The sequence below is a fragment of the Clostridium bornimense genome (assembly GCF_000577895.1).
GTDB lineage: Bacteria > Bacillota > Clostridia > Clostridiales > Clostridiaceae > Clostridium_AN > Clostridium_AN bornimense.
Genome location: NZ_HG917868.1, coordinates 1,987,078 through 2,005,194, shown reverse-complemented (window position 1 = coordinate 2,005,194; position 18,117 = coordinate 1,987,078). Strand labels below are relative to the sequence as shown.

18 protein-coding genes are annotated in these 18,117 nt (G+C 28.1%); 17 read left to right on the top strand and 1 reads right to left on the bottom strand.

Annotation, left to right across the window (positions count from 1 at the left end):
* Window positions 1–83: 83 nt before the first annotated feature.
* The 12 genes from CM240_RS09035 (at window position 84) to CM240_RS08985 (ending at window position 11,195) form a co-directional block, all read left to right on the top strand.
* Window positions 84–1,541, top strand: coding sequence for a methyl-accepting chemotaxis protein (locus CM240_RS09035; protein WP_044038549.1), 1,458 nt, complete (start codon window positions 84–86; stop codon window positions 1,539–1,541).
* 149 nt (window positions 1,542–1,690) lie between these two features.
* Window positions 1,691–2,536, top strand: coding sequence for a dimethylarginine dimethylaminohydrolase family protein (locus CM240_RS09030; RefSeq protein ID WP_044038547.1), 846 nt, complete (start codon window positions 1,691–1,693; stop codon window positions 2,534–2,536).
* Window positions 2,537–2,563: 27 nt separating this feature from the next.
* Entirely contained in the window at window positions 2,564–3,070 is a 507-nt protein-coding gene (locus tag CM240_RS09025) for a GntR family transcriptional regulator (protein ID WP_051483779.1), read from the top strand.
* Window positions 3,071–3,076: 6 nt separating this feature from the next.
* Window positions 3,077–3,214 (top strand): hypothetical protein, encoded by a 138-nt coding sequence (locus tag CM240_RS17495; protein ID WP_156930531.1) that lies wholly within the window; start codon window positions 3,077–3,079, stop codon window positions 3,212–3,214.
* Window positions 3,215–3,244: 30 nt separating this feature from the next.
* Entirely contained in the window at window positions 3,245–4,885 is a 1,641-nt protein-coding gene (locus CM240_RS09020; RefSeq protein WP_044038545.1) for a M20/M25/M40 family metallo-hydrolase, read from the top strand.
* A gap of 13 nt (window positions 4,886–4,898) precedes the next feature.
* Window positions 4,899–5,597 carry an aminotransferase class III-fold pyridoxal phosphate-dependent enzyme gene (locus tag CM240_RS09015; protein ID WP_084485405.1) on the top strand — a complete coding sequence of 233 codons (699 nt, stop codon included), beginning with the start codon at window positions 4,899–4,901 and terminating at the stop codon, window positions 5,595–5,597.
* A gap of 41 nt (window positions 5,598–5,638) precedes the next feature.
* Entirely contained in the window at window positions 5,639–6,730 is a 1,092-nt protein-coding gene (gene hisC, locus CM240_RS09010) for a histidinol-phosphate transaminase (RefSeq protein ID WP_044038543.1), read from the top strand.
* Between the two features lie 16 nt (window positions 6,731–6,746).
* On the top strand, window positions 6,747–7,742 hold the full coding sequence (locus CM240_RS09005; protein WP_044038541.1) for a C-terminal binding protein: 996 nt from the start codon (window positions 6,747–6,749) through the stop codon (window positions 7,740–7,742).
* A gap of 287 nt (window positions 7,743–8,029) precedes the next feature.
* The gene (locus CM240_RS09000) at window positions 8,030–8,851 is read left to right on the top strand and encodes a transporter substrate-binding domain-containing protein (protein ID WP_044038539.1); all 822 of its coding nucleotides are present in this window, start codon (window positions 8,030–8,032) and stop codon (window positions 8,849–8,851) included.
* Window positions 8,852–8,939: 88 nt separating this feature from the next.
* The gene (locus tag CM240_RS08995) at window positions 8,940–9,617 is read left to right on the top strand and encodes an amino acid ABC transporter permease (RefSeq protein ID WP_044038537.1); all 678 of its coding nucleotides are present in this window, start codon (window positions 8,940–8,942) and stop codon (window positions 9,615–9,617) included.
* Window positions 9,604–10,326, top strand: a complete 723-nt coding sequence (locus tag CM240_RS08990) for an amino acid ABC transporter ATP-binding protein (protein WP_044038534.1) — start codon at window positions 9,604–9,606, stop codon at window positions 10,324–10,326. Before CM240_RS08995 ends, CM240_RS08990 begins: the two co-directional genes overlap by 14 nt.
* Window positions 10,327–10,502: 176 nt before the next feature.
* Window positions 10,503–11,195 carry a carbonic anhydrase gene (locus CM240_RS08985; RefSeq protein ID WP_044038532.1) on the top strand — a complete coding sequence of 231 codons (693 nt, stop codon included), beginning with the start codon at window positions 10,503–10,505 and terminating at the stop codon, window positions 11,193–11,195.
* Between the two features lie 110 nt (window positions 11,196–11,305).
* Here CM240_RS08985 and CM240_RS08980 read toward each other — a convergent pair whose 3' ends face one another.
* Window positions 11,306–12,157, bottom strand: coding sequence for a YitT family protein (locus CM240_RS08980; RefSeq protein WP_242838472.1), 852 nt, complete (start codon window positions 12,155–12,157; stop codon window positions 11,306–11,308).
* 422 nt (window positions 12,158–12,579) lie between these two features.
* On the opposite strand from CM240_RS08980, the gene hslO reads away from it, so the two are divergent.
* The 5 genes from hslO to CM240_RS08955 all read left to right on the top strand — a co-directional run bounded on the left by hslO (window position 12,580) and on the right by CM240_RS08955 (window position 17,999).
* Window positions 12,580–13,446 (top strand): Hsp33 family molecular chaperone HslO, encoded by an 867-nt coding sequence (gene hslO, locus CM240_RS08975; RefSeq protein ID WP_044038530.1) that lies wholly within the window; start codon window positions 12,580–12,582, stop codon window positions 13,444–13,446.
* Window positions 13,447–13,471: 25 nt separating this feature from the next.
* A complete protein-coding gene (locus CM240_RS08970) occupies window positions 13,472–14,143 on the top strand; it encodes a response regulator transcription factor (protein WP_044038528.1) in 672 nt (223 codons plus the stop codon).
* Window positions 14,140–15,156, top strand: a complete 1,017-nt coding sequence (locus tag CM240_RS08965; RefSeq protein WP_044038526.1) for a sensor histidine kinase — start codon at window positions 14,140–14,142, stop codon at window positions 15,154–15,156. Before CM240_RS08970 ends, CM240_RS08965 begins: the two co-directional genes overlap by 4 nt.
* Before the next feature lie 94 nt (window positions 15,157–15,250).
* A complete protein-coding gene (locus CM240_RS08960; protein ID WP_044038524.1) occupies window positions 15,251–16,021 on the top strand; it encodes an ABC transporter ATP-binding protein in 771 nt (256 codons plus the stop codon).
* Complete coding sequence (locus CM240_RS08955) at window positions 16,008–17,999, top strand: ABC transporter permease (protein WP_044038522.1); 1,992 nt, start codon at window positions 16,008–16,010, stop codon at window positions 17,997–17,999. The genes CM240_RS08960 and CM240_RS08955 overlap by 14 nt, the downstream gene beginning before the upstream one ends.
* The last annotated feature ends 118 nt before the right edge of the window (window positions 18,000–18,117 follow it).

The window sequence follows — 18,117 nt, the reverse complement described above, 5'->3', positions numbered from 1 at the left end:
TTGTATTAATAAATATAAATAATTGGAATTATCATACGATAATATACAAGGAATAATTAATAAGAATAAAAGAGGGGGATTATATGGAGAAAATAGCTGATGATAGACATCTTAAGAAGGTCAATAAAGTAATAATTATAAGTATATTTGCATTTGTTGCAATGCATTTAGGTTATGTATTTTTTAAGATTTCTTTATTAAAAAATATAATAAGAGTTATAATGTTGTCGCTAATTGGGGGAATTTCTATCATATTAAATAGAAGTTATAAAACATGTGGACTTGTAAAATATATAGTAGTTATAGGTATAATGATGTTTGCAATTACCTATCATACATTTACAATAATGACAATATGGATAATGGTAATAGCGATAGTAATAGCAGGAATGTATTTTGATAAAAATTATTTTATAAAAATGATGGTGGCAGGAAATATATTTGAGATTATAATACAAATAGTTTTAGTTGAAAAAGATTGGATGCAATTTTTAAATAGTGTTTTAGCTGTAAATATTATAATGATAATGATTTTGTGTATAACAAAATGGAGTGGTGAGTTTATAGATAAAGCTAGAAAAGAAGCAGAGCAATCAAGAAGTTTACTATCAAAAATCGAAAATACTATGGATAATATTGAAGTGGGTACAGATAAATTAAATGGATATATTATAGAAAGCAGTGGAAATTTAAGAACTGTAAATGAAGAGAGTACTAATTTAACAGGTACTATAAAGGAAGTTGCAACAGGAGTAGTTAGGCAGTCAGAAATTATTTCGAAGATAAATGATAAGATGTTAGGAGCTGAAGAGAAGGTTTCTAAAACATATGCTGTATCAGAAAAGAGTGTAGAAGTTTCAAAAGAATCTTGTGATATTGTTAAAGAATCTGTAACAATGGTAGATGAAATGAACAATCAAATGGGAATCATACAAAAGGCAGTATTAGAAACTGTAACTGGTGTAGAAGATTTAATAGAAGGTACTGAAAGAGTAGGTAATTTCTTAGAAGGTATAAAGAATATAGCTGGACAAACAAACTTGTTAGCTTTAAATGCTTCAATCGAGGCGGCGAGGGCTGGAGAAGCAGGAAAAGGGTTCGCTGTTGTAGCAGATGAAGTTAGGAAATTAGCAGAACAAAGTGATAGTGTAGCTACAGAGATTGATAAAATAATTAATCAAATAAAATTATTAACAACAAGAGTTTTAGATGAAGTTAGAAATGTTGAGGATGTGTCTAATAAGGGTACAGAAACAGTAAATAGTGTTAATAATACATTTAAGAAGTTAGAAAATGCTTTTATGGAGATAGATAGTAATCTTGAGGAAAGCTTAGAAAATATGAAAGATATGAAGAATGTATTTGTAGAGATAGTAGATGAGACTACCACTATATCCAATATATCAGAAGAGCATTCGGCTTCTATAGAAGAAACATTAGCTATTACAGAGAATCAAAGTGAGAAAATAGCAGGAATATCTGAATCACTTCAAAATATAGAGAAGTTCAGTGGGGAATTAAGAAAATTAGTAGAAAAATAATTAATTGTGGACAATGCTAAAAAATGGTATTATAATTAATATGTTGAATATACATGACAAAGGTGTCAAAGATAGCAATATCTTTGACACCTTTTTTTATTTATATCATTGTATACAGAATACGAGAAACAAGCTTTGGAGGTTTTATAATGGATAAAATGTTTGTAAAAAATTCAACTGGAGTTTTAAAAAAGGTTTTAATGTGTAGGCCAACATATCTGAAAGCTGTGCCAATAAATGAAATAGCGAAAAAATGGGAGACAACAGAATTAGATGTTGAGAAGATGGAAAAGGAGCATAGATCGTTGGTGGAAGCATATGAAGCTAATGGTGTAGAAGTAGTGATGGTAGATTCAGATTCGAGAAGAGGAAATTCTGTTTTTTCAAGAGATTTTGGAGGATGTATAAGAGAAGGATATATACTTGGAAATTTTAAGGAATCTGTAAGATTTCTAGAAAGAGAAGTATATAAAGATAAAATGGATGAATTGGGAATTCCTATGGTAGCAGAATGTAAGAAAGGATTATTTGAAGGAGGAGATTTTACTTTCTTAGATGATAATACATTAGCTATAGGAATGGTGGCTAGAAGTAATGAAAAAGGTATTGATGAAATAAGAAGATCATTAAGTAAATATGGATATAAAGTGATAGCGGTACCTTGTGATGAAAAATATTTACATTTAGATTTATGTTTTAATCTTGTAGATGAAAAATTAGCAGTAGCTTATAGAGAGGGACTGCCAAAGGAATTTCTAAAAACATTAGAGGATATGGGTATTGAAACAATTGACATAACTGAAGAAAGTGTTTTTAATCATGGATGTAATCTACAATCTATTGGAAATAAGAGAGTTATATCATTAAAGCAAAATACCTATGTTAATGAAGAACTTAGAAAAAGAGGAATTACTGTAATAGATTTAGATATTACAGAGATATTAAAAGCTGGTGGAGGACCACATTGCATGACATTTCCATTGAGCAGAATATAATTTTTATAAGACATTGGGGGACAATTTATGAAAACATTAGGGGCTATAAAGAGAAATCCTACATTAGCAGATAAGGCTTATGAAATTATTAAAGAAGCTATAATAGCTAATGAGCTTAAACCGGGACAAATACTTACAGAAGAGGGGTTAGCAGAAAAATTACAGATAAGTAGAACACCAATTAAATCTGCACTGCTTAGATTAGTATATGAGGAGATAGCAGAATATAACGGTAGCAAAAATGTAGTAGTGTCTGATATCACAGAAAAAAGTATAGAAGATATAACTATAGTAAGAAAATCACTAGAGCCATTAGCAGTATCATTGTTAGAAAATAGAATAACAAAGAGCGAGATTAAAGACCTTAAGAAGACACATATAGAGCAACTTCATACAATAGATGAAAATAATAAGGAGTTTATTGATTTAGATTATAAATTTCACACTAAGATAGCAGAATTAACAGGTAATACTTTTTTAAGTGATATGGTAAAAAAGGCGAATCTTACAACAAAGAGATTTTTGATATTATAAGGAACTTTGCCACAATATAGTAGAGTTGCTAATGAAGAACATGAAAAGATAATTCATTACTTAGAAAAAAGTGATTTTAAATTAGCTAGTGAAGCTATGAAAGAACATTTAGATAGAGTTAATAAGAGAATGTTAATTCATTAGAGTTGATAATGAAATGGGGGTTTCGTAGACATGTTTAATGAGATATTGGAGTTAACAAAAAGATTAGTCAGTATTTCAAGTATCAATAATACAGAAGGAGAAAAAGAAATTGCTTGCTATATAGAAAGATATTTAAAAGAAATACCTTATTTCAAAAAATATAGTAATAGAGTTTTTGTTCAAAAGTTAGATGACAAACTTGATAGAAGAAATGTATTTGCACTAATAAAAGGAAAAAAGGGAAATAGTAAAGATACAATTATTTTACATGGTCATATGGATACTGTAGGTGTAGATGATTTTGCACAATTAAAAGATGTTGCATTTAATTGTGATGACCTTATGAACAGATTAAAAGAATTAGAGTTGGATAAAGAAGTAAAAGAAGATTTGGAATCAGGAAACTGGCTTTTCGGTAGAGGGGCTTGTGATATGAAAAGTGGCGTAGCAGTGTTTATGGTAGTAGTGAAATACCTTAGTGAAAGAGTTAAAGATATTAAGGGAAATATACTTTTATCTATAAATCCTGTAGAAGAAAATTTGCATACAGGAATAATTAAGGCATTGGAAGTATTTAAGAATCTACAAGAGAAAGAAGGACTTGTATATAAATTAGCTATTAACAATGACTATATATGTCCACTTTATGAAGGAGATATAACAAAATATATTTATACCGGTGCAGTAGGAAAGTTATTACCTTGTTTTTATATACAAGGTAAGGAAACTCATGTAGGACAATGTTTTGAAGGATTTGATGCATCTATGATAGCTAGTGAACTTATAAGAGAGATGAATCTTAATCCGGATTATTGTAATGAATATGATAATGAATATACATTGCCACCTTCTGTATTAAAAATGAAAGATTTAAAGGAACATTATAATGTACAAACCTCATATTCATCTTTTGTCTATTTTAATTATTTTGTTCACAATGAAACGATAGATGAAACTATTGCAAAATTGAAGAATGCTGCAAAGATAGCTTTTGAAAATGTATTATCAATTATTAATAAGAGATATGAAAAATATTGCAATATTACTGAGATGAATTGTTCAAAAATTCATTATGATGGTGAGATTTTAGATTATAATAATCTATTTAAATTAGCAAAGGAATCCTATAGTGGAGATCTTCAAGAATATATAGATGATATTAGAGAAAATTCTATAGCAAGGAATATGGATAAGAGGGAAATTCCTTTAGAGATTGTTAAAAATCTTATGATTGTTGCTGGAATACAAAAACCTACAATAGTTATCTTTTTTGCAGCACCATATTGTCCTCATAATACTCTTAAAGATGAAATTCAGTTGGAGAAGGAGATTTATGATGATGTATTTAGTATTGCAAAGAAGGTAGGAATTGAAGAAAAGGAAAATTACAAGATGATGAGATTTTTCCCAAGTTTAAGTGATAGTAGTTACTTAAAAGTAGATGATAATAATAATTCTATAGATAAACTTATAAGTAATTTTCCAGAGTATAAGAACATTTATGATGTACCAATAAGGGATATAAAGAAACTTAATATACCAGCTGTAAATTATGGATGTTTTGGTAAAGATGCTCATAAGTGGACTGAAAGAGTATACATGCCTTATTCTTTTGAAGTTTTACCAAAGTTAATAATAAAAACAATAGAACACTATTTGATTAGAGAATAATCAGTTTGATGATATGTTTAAGAAGTTAATAGACCCATATTCAGTTGCAGCGATAATAATGGAGCCGATTCAAGGGGAAGGTGGATATATAGTTCCGCCAGTAGAATTTGTTAAGTATGTAAGAAAAGTATGTGATGACTATGGAATAATGCTTATTTTTGATGAAGTACAAACTGGCTTTGGTAGAACTGGTAAAATGTTTGCACAAGAGCATTTTGGAGTGAAACCAGATATATTTACTACAGCAAAGGCTATAGCCTCTGGATTTCCGCTTGGTGCTGTAATTGCTAAGAAAGAATATATGGAAAAGTGGCCAGCAGGAGCTCATGGAGGTACTTTTGGTGGAAACCCCGTAGCATGTGCCGCTGCTTTGGCTACAATTGATATCTTAGAAAATGGAGCTATTGAAAACGCTGAGAAAATGGGGTCATATTTCAAAAGTCAATTGATGAAGTTGAAGGAGAAGCATAGTTGTATAGGTGATGTAAGAGGATTAGGTCTTATGTTAGCAATAGAGATGATAGATGAAAAAGGGGAACCTAATTCAGTGCTGACTAAAAAAGTAATAGAAGGTGCACTAGATAATAAATTATTACTACTATCATGTGGATGTGATAAAAATGTTATAAGGTTTATCGCTCCTACTATAGTTACAAAAAAAGAAATAGATATAGCGGTGGGAATTTTAGATAAGGTATTAAAAAGCTTTTAACGTACATTGATAGAATCGGAGATAAGTGAGGACTGATATAGATGAGTAAATTTTTGATAGATAGATTTTCAAATTTAGAACCTTATGTTCCAGGAGAACAACCAAAGGAGAAAAAATATATTAAATTAAATACTAATGAGGCGCCATATCCACCATCACCTAATGTGGTAGATGCAATAGATAAGGTTGTAGTTGCAGGATTAAATCTTTATTGTGATCCAGATACAACAAAACTTACAAAAATAATAGCAGACTTTTATGATGTTGATTTTAATGAAGTTTTTATAGGAAATGGATCAGATGAAGTTTTAGCATTAATTATGATGGCATTTGTCGATGAAAAAACTAAAGTGTGTTTTCCAGATATAACTTATGGCTTTTATAGAGTATTTTCAAAGTCTTTCGATTTAGATGCAAAAGAAGTGCCTCTAAAAGATGATTTTACAATTGATATAAATGACTATATAAATTGTGGTAGAAATATAATTATTGCAAACCCTAATGCACCAACAGGATTAGTATTAACACATGAAGAAATAGAAAAGATTTTAATATCAAATCAAGATAGAGTTGTAGTAATTGATGAGGCTTATGTAGATTTTGGTAGTAAGTCCTGCATTGAACTTTTAGATAAACATCCTAATTTAATTGTTGTGCAAACTTTTTCTAAATCAAGAAACTTGGCTGGAGCACGGATAGGTTTTGCTATTGCATCAAAAGAAATAATAGAGGATCTAAATAAAATGAAATTTTCTATTACTCCATATAACATAAATACGATGTCACAAATAGCAGGAGTAGAGTCTGTAAAAGACAATGATTACTTTGAAAAGTGCAATAATAAAGTAATAGCTACTAGAGAAAGAACTAAAAAGGAATTAAGAAAGCTTGGATTTAGAGTTACCGATAGTAAAACTAATTTTATTTTTGTAACACATGATTCTATTAGTGGTAAAGAATATTATAGTGAACTAAGAAAACATGGTATATTAACTAGACATTTCAATGATAAAAGAATAAATGAGTATGTAAGAATTTCAATTGGAACTGATGAAGAAATGGATAAAGTTATAGAAGTGACTAAGAAAATACTATATGAAGCTGTGAATTATAACTTTGTAGTAGGAAAATAGATTTAGAGGTGACGACATGAAAATAGTAATTTGTGATTATCCGGATGTTTTGATTAGGGATCTTGATTATGAAAAGAAACTTCTTCAAGATAATATAACGGATGCAGAAATAGTTATTTATCAGTATAAAGATAATAAAGAGGAATTTATTGAAGTTGTTAAAGATGCTGATGCAATTTTAACAGCATTCTTACCAATTGATAAAGAAATTATTGATAAAGCAAAAAAATTAAAATGTATTTCTATTAATGCAGTGGGGTATGACACCGTTGATGTTATAGAAGCTTCAAAAAAGAAAATTTCAGTTTTAGTTATTAATGAATACTGTACACAAGAAGTTGCAGATCATACATTATCATTAATATTATCACTTGAAAGAGGTATCAAGCATTATATTAATGATATTGATAGAAAGCATATATGGCAATATCAATCAATTGATGGTTTGAGGAGATTAGAAGATGAGACTTTAGGAATATTTGGATTTGGAAAAATAGGTCAAGCTGTAGCTAAGAGAGCTTTAGCTTTTGGAATGAAAGTAGTAGTTGTAGATCCATATGTAGATAAAGAGAAGGCTAAAAGTTTAGGAGTAGAAATAGTAGATGAAGAGTATATTTTAGAATATGCAGATATAATTAGTAATCATATGAGCCAAAATAATGAGAATAAAGATTATTTTAATAGATATAGATTTAGCAAGATGAAGAGAAGTCCTATATTTATTAATGTAGGTAGAGGTGGAAGTGTTAATGAGAGTGACTTACTGGAAGCTTTAGATATGGGAATAGTGAGAGGTGCTGGTTTAGATGTGTTAAAAGAGGAAAATCCCAATTTAGAAATTAATGAACTTATAAATAGAGAAAATGTAATTATTACTCCTCATGCAGCATTTTACTCTGAAAAATCAATGAGGAGTTTACAAAAAATCTCCTGTGAAAATATTATTTATTATTTTAATGGTGAAATGAATAAAGTATCTAGAGTAGTAAATATAAAAAAGGATAAATCTTAATGAAAGAATTATTGAATTTTTATACAAAATTATATAGGAAAATTTAATAAGGTTTTAACTAATATAAATAAGTGGTTTGCATATTTATTCTAATTAATTTTATAAAAATATATGAATAAAAATACAATAAAAATGTATAAAAACTATTGTGTTTATGAATAAATCGGTATATAATAGGTCTTAAATTCATAATTAATCAAAAAATGATGTGAAACTGTCTTTTGTTAATAAAAAATGATGAATAAATATTAAGTTATAAAAAATATACAAATTGGAGGATGATTAGAATGAAAATGGGGTTAATTAAAAAAATTATTGCTACAACTTTAGTGGGAGTCATGACATTGTCATTTGTAGGTTGTGGAAGTAAAGAAGAAAAAAATGATTTAGAATCTATAAAAGAAAAAGGTAAAGTAGTAGTTGGTATGAGTGCCGATTATGCTCCATATGAATTTCATGCTATGATAGATGGAAAAGATAAAGTAGTTGGATTTGATGTAGATTTAGCTAATGAGATAGCTAAAGATATGGGAGTAGAATTAGAAATTAAGGAAATGGAATTTGATCCTCTTATAGGAGCATTAAAAGCTGGACAAATTGATATGATTATTTCTGGTATGAATCCAGATGAAAAAAGAAAAAAACAAATAGATTTTTCAGATATATATTATGAAGCAAAACATGGTGTATTAGTAAAGCAAGAAAATTTAGATAAATTCAAAACAGTAGATGATTTAACTGGTAAAAAAATAGGAGCTCAACTTGGATCAACACAACAAGAGATAGCAGAGAAGACAGTAAAAGATGCAGATGTACAATTATTAGCTAATGTAAATAACCTAATTCTTGAGTTGAAGACAGATAAGGTTGAAGCACTTATCACAGAAGAACCGGTGGCAAAGATGGCTATAAAAACAAATCCTGAATTAGCTCTTTCTGAAATAACTTTTGAAGATAGTGCTGGTGGAAATGCGGTAGGTATGAGAAAAGGACAAACTGATTTAGTAAATCAAGTAAATAAGACAATACAAAGACTTAAAGATTCTGGTGAATTAGATCAATTTATAGTAGATGCTAATGAATTAGCAGCTCAAAACCAAAGTAATTAACTTTGAGAAATTGCTTATTATGATTTTAATGAATAGAAAATGAAAAATAATTTTTATATTTAATTTCTAGAGAAGGAGGACAGAATGTGTGTTTGATTTTGGATTTTTAGGTGAATATTTTAATACTTTTCTTAAGGGAGTAGGTGTTACTTTAGGGATTTCAATAATTACCGTATTTTTGGGAATATTATTAGGGTCTGTATTATTTTTTATGAAGACATCGAAGTTTCATATATGGAAAGTAAACCCTCTTAAAGTTATTGCTTCAATATATGTTGAAGTTATTAGAGGAACTCCAATGTTACTTCAAATAATGATGGTATATTCAGGATCTAAATTGATATTTAATATAGATATATCTGCATTTAGTGCAGCTATAATAGCAATAGGATTAAATTCTGCTGCATATGTATCTGAAATTGTAAGAGCAGGTATAGAAGCTGTTGATAAAGGACAAATGGAAGCTGCTAGAAGCTTAGGAATGAAAAAATCTACAGCTATGAAGTTAATTATTATTCCGCAAGCTGTGAAAAATATATTACCGGCTTTAGGAAATGAATTAGTTACAGTAATAAAGGATTCGTCAATGGCATCTGTAATTGGAGTAGGAGAGCTTATGTTTTCATCCAAAATTGTACAAGGAGCCACATATCTTTCTTTAGAGCCACTTATGGTTGCAGCGGTATTTTATTTTATATTAACATTCTCATTGGGACGTTTAATGAGCTACTTTGAAAGGAGGATGAGAGTAAGTGATTCACGTTAAAAATCTAAAAAAAAGCTTTGGGAAAGTTTCGGTATTAAATGGTATAGATGAGCATATTGAAAAAGGTGAAGTTGTGGTTGTTATAGGACCATCAGGATCAGGAAAATCTACTTTCTTAAGATGTATTAATTTATTAGAAGAACCTACATCAGGAGAAATAATATTTGAAGGTAATAATATTATGAATAAAGATGTAGATATAAATAAACTTAGAGAAAAAATGGGAATGGTTTTTCAAAACTTTAACTTATTTCCACATAAATCAGTAATAGAAAATATTACTTTAGCGCCAATTAAGGTTAAGGGCGTTTCTAAAAGTGAAGCAGAAAGAAAAGCTATGGAACTTTTAAAAATGGTAGGATTAGAAGATAAGAAAAATGCTTATCCGGCATCGTTGTCAGGAGGACAAAAGCAAAGAATAGCCATTGCTAGGGCGTTAGCTATGGAACCAGATGTAATGTTATTTGATGAACCTACTTCTGCACTAGATCCAGAAATGGTAGGAGAAGTGTTAGCAGTAATGAAAAAACTTGCAAAAGAAGGAATGACTATGATAGTAGTTACTCATGAAATGGGATTTGCTAGGGAAGTTGGAGATAGAATTCTATTTATAGATGGTGGAAAAGTTTTAGAAAAAGGAAAACCTAGTGAGATCTTTGAAAATCCTAAAAATTCAAGAACTAAAGATTTTTTATCAAAGGTATTATAAATAAGTTAAAAGACTATGCATTAAAAATGGTGCATAGTTTTTTATTTACAGTTTTATACAATAAAATGATGTAATATATTAATAATATTTCAAAATTCATAAATTATTCATTGAAAAATAGGAAATAAGGTACTACAATGATATAGGAAAAAATTTACATAAAAGGAGAGATAATATTGAAAAAAACAGTAGTGTCTATATTTTTACTATTAACTTTAATAATATCAGGATGTGGAAGTAAAGATAAAGAAGAGAATGTAAAAGTGACCTCAAAAAATGAGACTAGGTTAGAGACTATAGATGTATCAACAGCTGATGGGGCTTTAGACAGATTGAAATCAGGTAATGAAGCTTTTGTAAAAGGAAAAAGTGAAATGATTCATATTTCAAAAGATAGAAGAGAAGATTTGGAAAAGGGTCAAAATCCATTTGCTATTGTAGTATCATGTTCAGATTCTAGAGTAACACCTGCCCATGTATTTGATACAGGACTTGGTGACATATTTGAAATTAGATTAGCAGGTAATGTAGTAGATGATTTAGCTTTAGGATCTATAGAATATGGTGTAGAACATTTAGAATCACCTTTACTTTTAGTCATGGGACATGAAAATTGTGGAGCAGTAACGGCTGCTTATAATTGTGTCAAGGATAATAAAGAAGATACTAGTAACATAGGTAGGATAGTTGAAGAAATTAAACCATCTGTTTTAGAATCAAAAGATATAGAAGAAGCATCCCATAAGAACGTTGAAGCAGTTATTAAGAAGATCGAAGAAGATCAGTGCATAAAGAAATATGTTGATGAAGGAAAATTAAAGATAGTAGGTGCTTATTATAATTTGAATGGTGAAGTAACTTTTAATTGATGAAAAAACCAATATTCAATTCGCAATTCACGATTCACAATTTTCAATTGTGAATTGCGCTTTGTTAATTGTGAATTGTGAATTATATAATTGTAAGTTTATGTGACTTATTAGTTCTTTATTGGAGTACCGATAACTTCTGATATATCAGAGATGGTTACAAATGCAGAACGATCGTCTTCTTGAACAATTTTCTTTAAGGCATAAACTTCTAATCTTGTTATAACAGAATAAAGAATGACTTTTTCTCCAGAAATAAGACCTTTACCTTCCATTATTGTTACTGTTCGCCCTAATTTATTAAATATATCCTCAGATATTTCCTTTCCGTGATTTGTTATAATCATTGCTGATTTAGCTTGTTCAAAACCTTCAACTACCATATCTATAATTTTAAAAGCTATAAAATAAGTTAATAATGAATATAGAGCTCTATCCCATCCAAATAAGAAACCGGAAGTGCTAAATATAAGTAAGTTGCATATTAGAACAATTTGTCCAACTGATAAGGAGGTATGTTTACTTATTAATATAGCTATAGTTTCTGTCCCGTCTAAACAACCGCCATATCTGATTACTATTCCAGCTCCAGCACCTAATAGAATACCTCCGAAAATTGTACATAATAACATATCATTAGTTACTTCGGGAACATGATGAAGTAATGAAAGTAAAAGAGAAAAGCAAATCATAGCATAAGAAGTTTTTATTACAAATATTTTACCTATATGCTTTAAACCAAGGAATATAAATGGCAAATTTAATAAAAATACAAAAAGTCCTAAAGGAAGTTTTGTAAGTTGACTTACCATAATAGAAATACCAGTGATGCCGCCATCGATAATTAAGTTAGGTACGAGGAAAGTTTCTAGAGAAACTGCTGCTAGAACACAACCTAATGTTATCATAATAAAGTGAAAAATAGAAAGAAATAAGTTGTCAGATTTAATAAATTGTTTCAAAATAATCCCCCCAATATAATTTATAAAATGAATTTATGAAAATGAATTTAGTCAATTTACGCATAATTATGATAATAATATGATACCATTTTTCGTGAAATATATCTATATTTTACATGATGCATATTGTATATTAATTGTAAATTTTCTTAAAAGAAATATATATAAAACAATATATACGGTGTGTATATTGATATAAAGAAGTTGTTGGAACCTTATTTTATATGAAGTAATATTATTATATTACATAAGACTTTAAGTGTAATATAAAATGCAAGAAATTGAGTTTTAAAATTCATTATTTTAAAATTGTATAAATTAAATATAATAAATACTAGTATGTTATAATTTCTTTATAAACAAGATTAAATTATAAATGGAAAAGAATTAATGTTTCTAATTGAATAAGACGGAGGATAAAAATGAAAGATTATATTATAAGAGGAACAGCAGCAAATAATCAAATAAGAGCCTTTGCATCAACTACAAGAAATTTAGTTGAAGAGGTTAAAAATATACATAATACAAGTCCCATTGCAACGGCAGCATTAGGTAGACTCATGACTGCCGCAGGTATGATGGGAACAATGATGAAAGGAACTAAAGATTTATTAACATTACAAATTAAATGTGATGGGCCTATAAAAGGACTTACTGTAACAGCAGATCCTAATGCTAATGTAAAAGGATATGTAATAAATCCAGATGTTATGTTACCACCTAGTGATAAAGGAAAGTTGGATGTAGGTAAGGCATTAGGATTAGGAGTTTTAAGTGTTATAAGAGACATGGGACTTAGAGAACCATATATAGGTCAAACTCATTTAGTTTCAGGTGAGATAGCTGAAGATTTAACATATTATTTTGTTACGTCAGATCAAGTACCGTCTTCAGTAGCATTAGGTGTTCTTATGAATAAAGATAATACAGTAAAACATGCTGGAGGATTTATAATACAACTTATGCCAAATACTGATGAAGAAGTTATTGATAGATTGCAAGAAAAATTAAGCAATATTAAACCAATTACACAGCTTTTAGATGAAGGAAAGACACCTGAAGATATTTTAGAAGAAATTTTAGGGGATTTTGGATTAGAGATAATGGAAAATACAGAAACAAAATATAGCTGTAATTGTAGTATAGAAAGAGTTACTAAAGCTGTAGCAAGTATAGGAAGAAAAGATATAGAAGAGATTATTAAAGAAGGAAAGCCTATAGAAGTTAATTGTCATTTTTGTGGTAAAAATTATGTTTTAGAAATTGATGAATTAGGTAAAATGTTATAACAATTGAATGGTGTTGGGGGAATTTATGAAATATAAGATTTTTATAATTGAAGATGAAGAAATAATCAGAAAAGAGTTAACAACATTTTTAGATAGATATGGCTATGAGACAATATATTCTACAGATTTTGAAAATATAGTAGAAGAAGTCTTAAAAAGTGAGGCTAATGTTATTTTGTTAGACATAAATCTGCCTTTTTACGATGGATATTATATATGCAGAGAAATACGGAAACAATCTAATGTTCCAATCGTCGTTGTTACTAGTAGAGATAGTGAAGTAGATGAACTTATGAGTATGAATTTAGGAGCTGATGATTTTATTACTAAGCCATATAATACTCAAATTTTATTAGCAAGGATATCATCGATTATTAGGAGAACTTATAGTAATAGTGATGTAGATTTATTTAGTTATAAGGATTTAAAGTATAATATGTCAACTAGTGAAGTGGAATATAGGGGGACAAAAATAGAATTAACTAAAAATGAAAGTAGGATATTATATACACTTATAAGAAATAAGGAAAAGATAGTATCAAGAGAAGAAATTATTAAAGCTTTATGGCAAGAAGATGAGTTTATAGATGATAATACATTAACAGTAAATGTTAATAGGCTTAGAAAGAAACTTGAAGAGATTGGTGCAGAAGGGTATTTACAAACAAAGAGAGGTCAAGGATATATACTAATATGAACTTTATAGAATATTTTAAGGAAAAGATAATTTTTATATCTATAAATATAATAATAATGATTTTTACATCGATTCTTTTAAAAGCTATGGCGGTAAATACTTATGCCATAGTTTTTACTAATATATTAAATTTTATTGGTATACTAATATTTTATATTTATGATTATAGTAACAAAAGAAAATATTACAATGAAGTTATAAAGAAACTAGAAAAATTACATGAGAAATATATGTTACCAGATGTTGTAGATGATGGTAGCTTTTTAGAAAGCAAAATTTTTTATAATATCATAGAAGAAATGGGAAAAAGCATGAAAGATAAAGTTTCAGAAGTAAAGAGAGAAACTTACGATTATAGAGAATACATAGAGCTTTGGATTCATGAAGTTAAAACACCGATAGCTGCTTGTAAACTTCTTGTAGAAAATAATAAAAATGAAATAACAAAAAGTATAGAAGAAGAGTTAGAAAAAGTAGAGGATTATATAGAACAATCATTATTTTATTCTAGAAGCAATAATATAGAGAAAGACTATATTATAAAAGAATTACCTTTAAAAAATTGTATCAATAATGTAATAAAAAGAAATGCTAATATTCTTATTGAAAAATCTATAAAAATAGATATAAAAGACTGTGATAGAATCGTTTATTCCGATGCTAAGTGGGTAGAGTTTATATTACATCAAATAATAAGTAATTCTATAAAATATATGGAGAAGAAAGAAAAAATAATTAAAATTTATGCTGAGGAAAAAGATTACAATGTAATATTGTACATAGAGGATAATGGAATTGGTATAAATAAAAGATCTATCAACAGAGTTTTTGAAAAAGGTTATACAGGAGAAAATGGTAGGATAGGAAAGAAGTCTACAGGAATAGGGCTATTTTTATGTAAGAAGCTTGCTTTAAAATTAGGATTATCTATTAGAATTCAATCTGTAGAAAAAGAAAGTACTACAGTATCAATATTATTTCCTATTAATAGAATGATGATTTTTGAGAACTAATATAACAAAAATGTAAGATTGCTGTTATATAGTTCTATGGTTTCATAAATTAAATAGTAGTAATCTTTACTTAGAGAGAAAAGGAGTGAAGATTATGGCAAACGAAATTGTAAAAGTTAAAAATATAGAAAAATACTATGGGAGTAAAGGTAATATTACAAAGGCTATAAGTAATATTAGTTTTGATGTTAAAAAGGGCGAATTTGTTGGAATAATGGGACCATCTGGTAGTGGTAAAACAACTTTATTAAATTGTATTTCTACAATTGATAAGGTCAGTAGCGGAAATATTTTTATTGCTAACGAGGATATAACGAAATTTAAAAGCAAAAGATTATCAAGGTTTAGAAGAGAAGAGTTAGGTTTTATATTTCAAGATTTTAATCTTCTTGATACCTTAACTTGTTATGAAAATATAGCATTGGCTTTAACAATACTTAAGGTAAGTCACAGGGATATTGATGGCAAAGTAAAGGATGTAGCAAGGGCTTTAAATATTGAAGGGATATTAAAAAAATATCCTTATGAAATATCAGGAGGTCAAAAGCAAAGAGTCGCTTGTGCTAGAGCAATAATTACAAATCCGTCGCTTATTTTAGCTGATGAGCCAACGGGGGCATTGGATTCGAAGTCATCAAAAATGCTTCTAGAAAGTTTGGAGATTCTTAATAAGGAAAGAAAAGCAACTATTATGATGGTAACTCATGATGCTTTTACAGCAAGCTATGCTAGTAGAATTTTATTTATAAAAGATGGAAAAATCTTTAATGATATAGTGAGAGGCAATGACACAAGAAAAGAGTTTTTCAATAAAATAATAGAAGTTGTAACCCTTCTTGGAGGTGATCAACGTGACTTATTTTAAATTAGCTTTAGGAAATGTAAAGAAAAGTTTTAAGGAATATACAATATACTTTTTAACTTTATTATTTGGAGTATGTATATTTTATACTTTCAATTCTATAGAATCTCAGAAAATCATGATGGATATAGGAGAATATCAAGCATCAATCTTTGAAATGGTTGGAAAAGTTATGTCAGTAGCTTCAGTATTTATTGCAGGGGTTCTAGGATTTCTTATTGTATATGCTAATAATTATCTTATAAAAAGAAGAAAAAAAGAACTTGGAATTTATATGACTTTAGGTATGGAAAAAGGCAGTATTGGAAGAATACTTTTCTTAGAAACTGTATTTATAGGATTAATATCATTAGTACTTGGATCAATACTTGGTATATTTTTATCACAAGGTTTATCAGTACTTACAGCAAAATTATTTCAAGTTAATTTAACTAAATTTCAATTTGTATTTTCAATGGAGGCTTTAAAAAAGACTATTTTATACTTTGCTATTATATATTCAATTGTGTTGATTTTTAATTCTGTAACCCTTAGAAAAGTTAAATTAATTGATTTGCTTACAGCAGCAAAGAAAAATGAGACATTAAAGACTAAAAATATAATGATTTCAGTAATAATTTTTATAATAAGTGTTATTATGATAGGATACGGATATCATAGAATTCTTAGTAACGGTATAGCTGAGTTAGATGGTAATTTTTCTTTAACAATATTAATAGGTGTTGTAGGAACATTTTTATTTTTCTTTTCATTATCTGGATTTTTATTACGATTGGTGCAAAGTAACAAAAGAATATATCTTAAAAATTTAAATATGTTTGTGTTACGTCAAATTAATAGTAAAATTAATACTACATTTATTTCTATGTCTTTTATATGTCTTATGCTATTTGTAGCAATTTGTACACTTTCTGGTGGACTAGGGATGAGTAAATCTATGAATTCTGATATGAAAGATTTAACGAAGGTAGATGCTACAATATATAGCTTTGAAGGTGTTAATATAGAAGAAGCTATAAAAGAAAAAGGTTTTAATATTGATGAGTTTTCTAATGATTATGTCAATTATCAACTTTATGATAGTAATGTTGGTTTAAAAGATTACTTAGGCGAAGAAGAAAGTAACAAAGCTAAGAGTTTATATCCAGTAATGAATAATAGTTCTATGAGGGTTATTAAATTATCGCATTTTAACAAGATATTAGATATGTTAGGAGAGGAAAATGTAGTATTGAATGATAATGAATATGCTATATATTCTAATGTTAGCGAAACAAAAAGTGGACTTGAAAAAGCATTAAAAAGTAATAAAGAAATAACTATTAATGATAAGAAGCTTGTACCTAGCAAGTTAGAACTAATGGATATAACAATTAATAATGAGATGGTGAAAAATAACTGTGGTATTTTTATTATTAAAGATTCTTTAGTTGAAGGTCTAGAAATTAAGGAAGGATGGTTAGTACTAAATTATAAAGATAACAATGGAGATATTGAAAATAATTTTTCAAAATTTATTGATGATGCTATAGAAGATGATAATAATATATTTTCTATAACTAAAGAGAAGTTACTAGCTAGTTCTGTAGGATTCGGTGCAATGTTATCATTCTTAGCTATATATATTGGAGTAATTTTCTTATTAACAACAGCTGCAATTCTTGCTATACAACAGTTATCTGAAAGTGCTGACAATGTTGCTAAGTACAATTTACTTAGAAAAATTGGTGTTGATAACAATATGATAAATAGATCATTACTAGTACAAATAGCGATATACTTTATGGTACCATTATCTTTAGCAATAGTTCATTCAATAGTTGGATTAAAAGTATCATCAGATATTGTAAGTCTTTTTGGAAGTGAATCAATGATGACACAAATAATTATTTCTATAGTACTTTTAGTTGTTGTTTATGGAGGTTATTTCCTTGCAACATATTTAGGCGCTAAGAAGATGGTTAAAGAAAATAAAATATAATTAAATTTAAATAAAGAGCAATAAAAATTAATGTATTTTTTATTGCTCTTTATATTTTTTTAAAATAATACAATAAAGTAAACAAATGATGATGATGGTTGAAAAATGTCATATTTTA

Coding starts and splice junctions, on each gene's coding strand:
- CM240_RS09035 (WP_044038549.1), top strand. CDS start 84: ATGGAGAAAATAGCTGATGATAGACATCTTAAGAAGGTCAATAAAGTA.
- CM240_RS09030 (WP_044038547.1), top strand. CDS start 1,691: ATGGATAAAATGTTTGTAAAAAATTCAACTGGAGTTTTAAAAAAGGTT.
- CM240_RS09025 (WP_051483779.1), top strand. CDS start 2,564: ATGAAAACATTAGGGGCTATAAAGAGAAATCCTACATTAGCAGATAAG.
- CM240_RS09020 (WP_044038545.1), top strand. CDS start 3,245: ATGTTTAATGAGATATTGGAGTTAACAAAAAGATTAGTCAGTATTTCA.
- CM240_RS09015 (WP_084485405.1), top strand. CDS start 4,899: ATGTTTAAGAAGTTAATAGACCCATATTCAGTTGCAGCGATAATAATG.
- hisC (WP_044038543.1), top strand. CDS start 5,639: ATGAGTAAATTTTTGATAGATAGATTTTCAAATTTAGAACCTTATGTT.
- CM240_RS09005 (WP_044038541.1), top strand. CDS start 6,747: ATGAAAATAGTAATTTGTGATTATCCGGATGTTTTGATTAGGGATCTT.
- CM240_RS09000 (WP_044038539.1), top strand. CDS start 8,030: ATGAAAATGGGGTTAATTAAAAAAATTATTGCTACAACTTTAGTGGGA.
- hslO (WP_044038530.1), top strand. CDS start 12,580: ATGAAAGATTATATTATAAGAGGAACAGCAGCAAATAATCAAATAAGA.
- CM240_RS08970 (WP_044038528.1), top strand. CDS start 13,472: ATGAAATATAAGATTTTTATAATTGAAGATGAAGAAATAATCAGAAAA.
- CM240_RS08965 (WP_044038526.1), top strand. CDS start 14,140: ATGAACTTTATAGAATATTTTAAGGAAAAGATAATTTTTATATCTATA.
- CM240_RS08960 (WP_044038524.1), top strand. CDS start 15,251: ATGGCAAACGAAATTGTAAAAGTTAAAAATATAGAAAAATACTATGGG.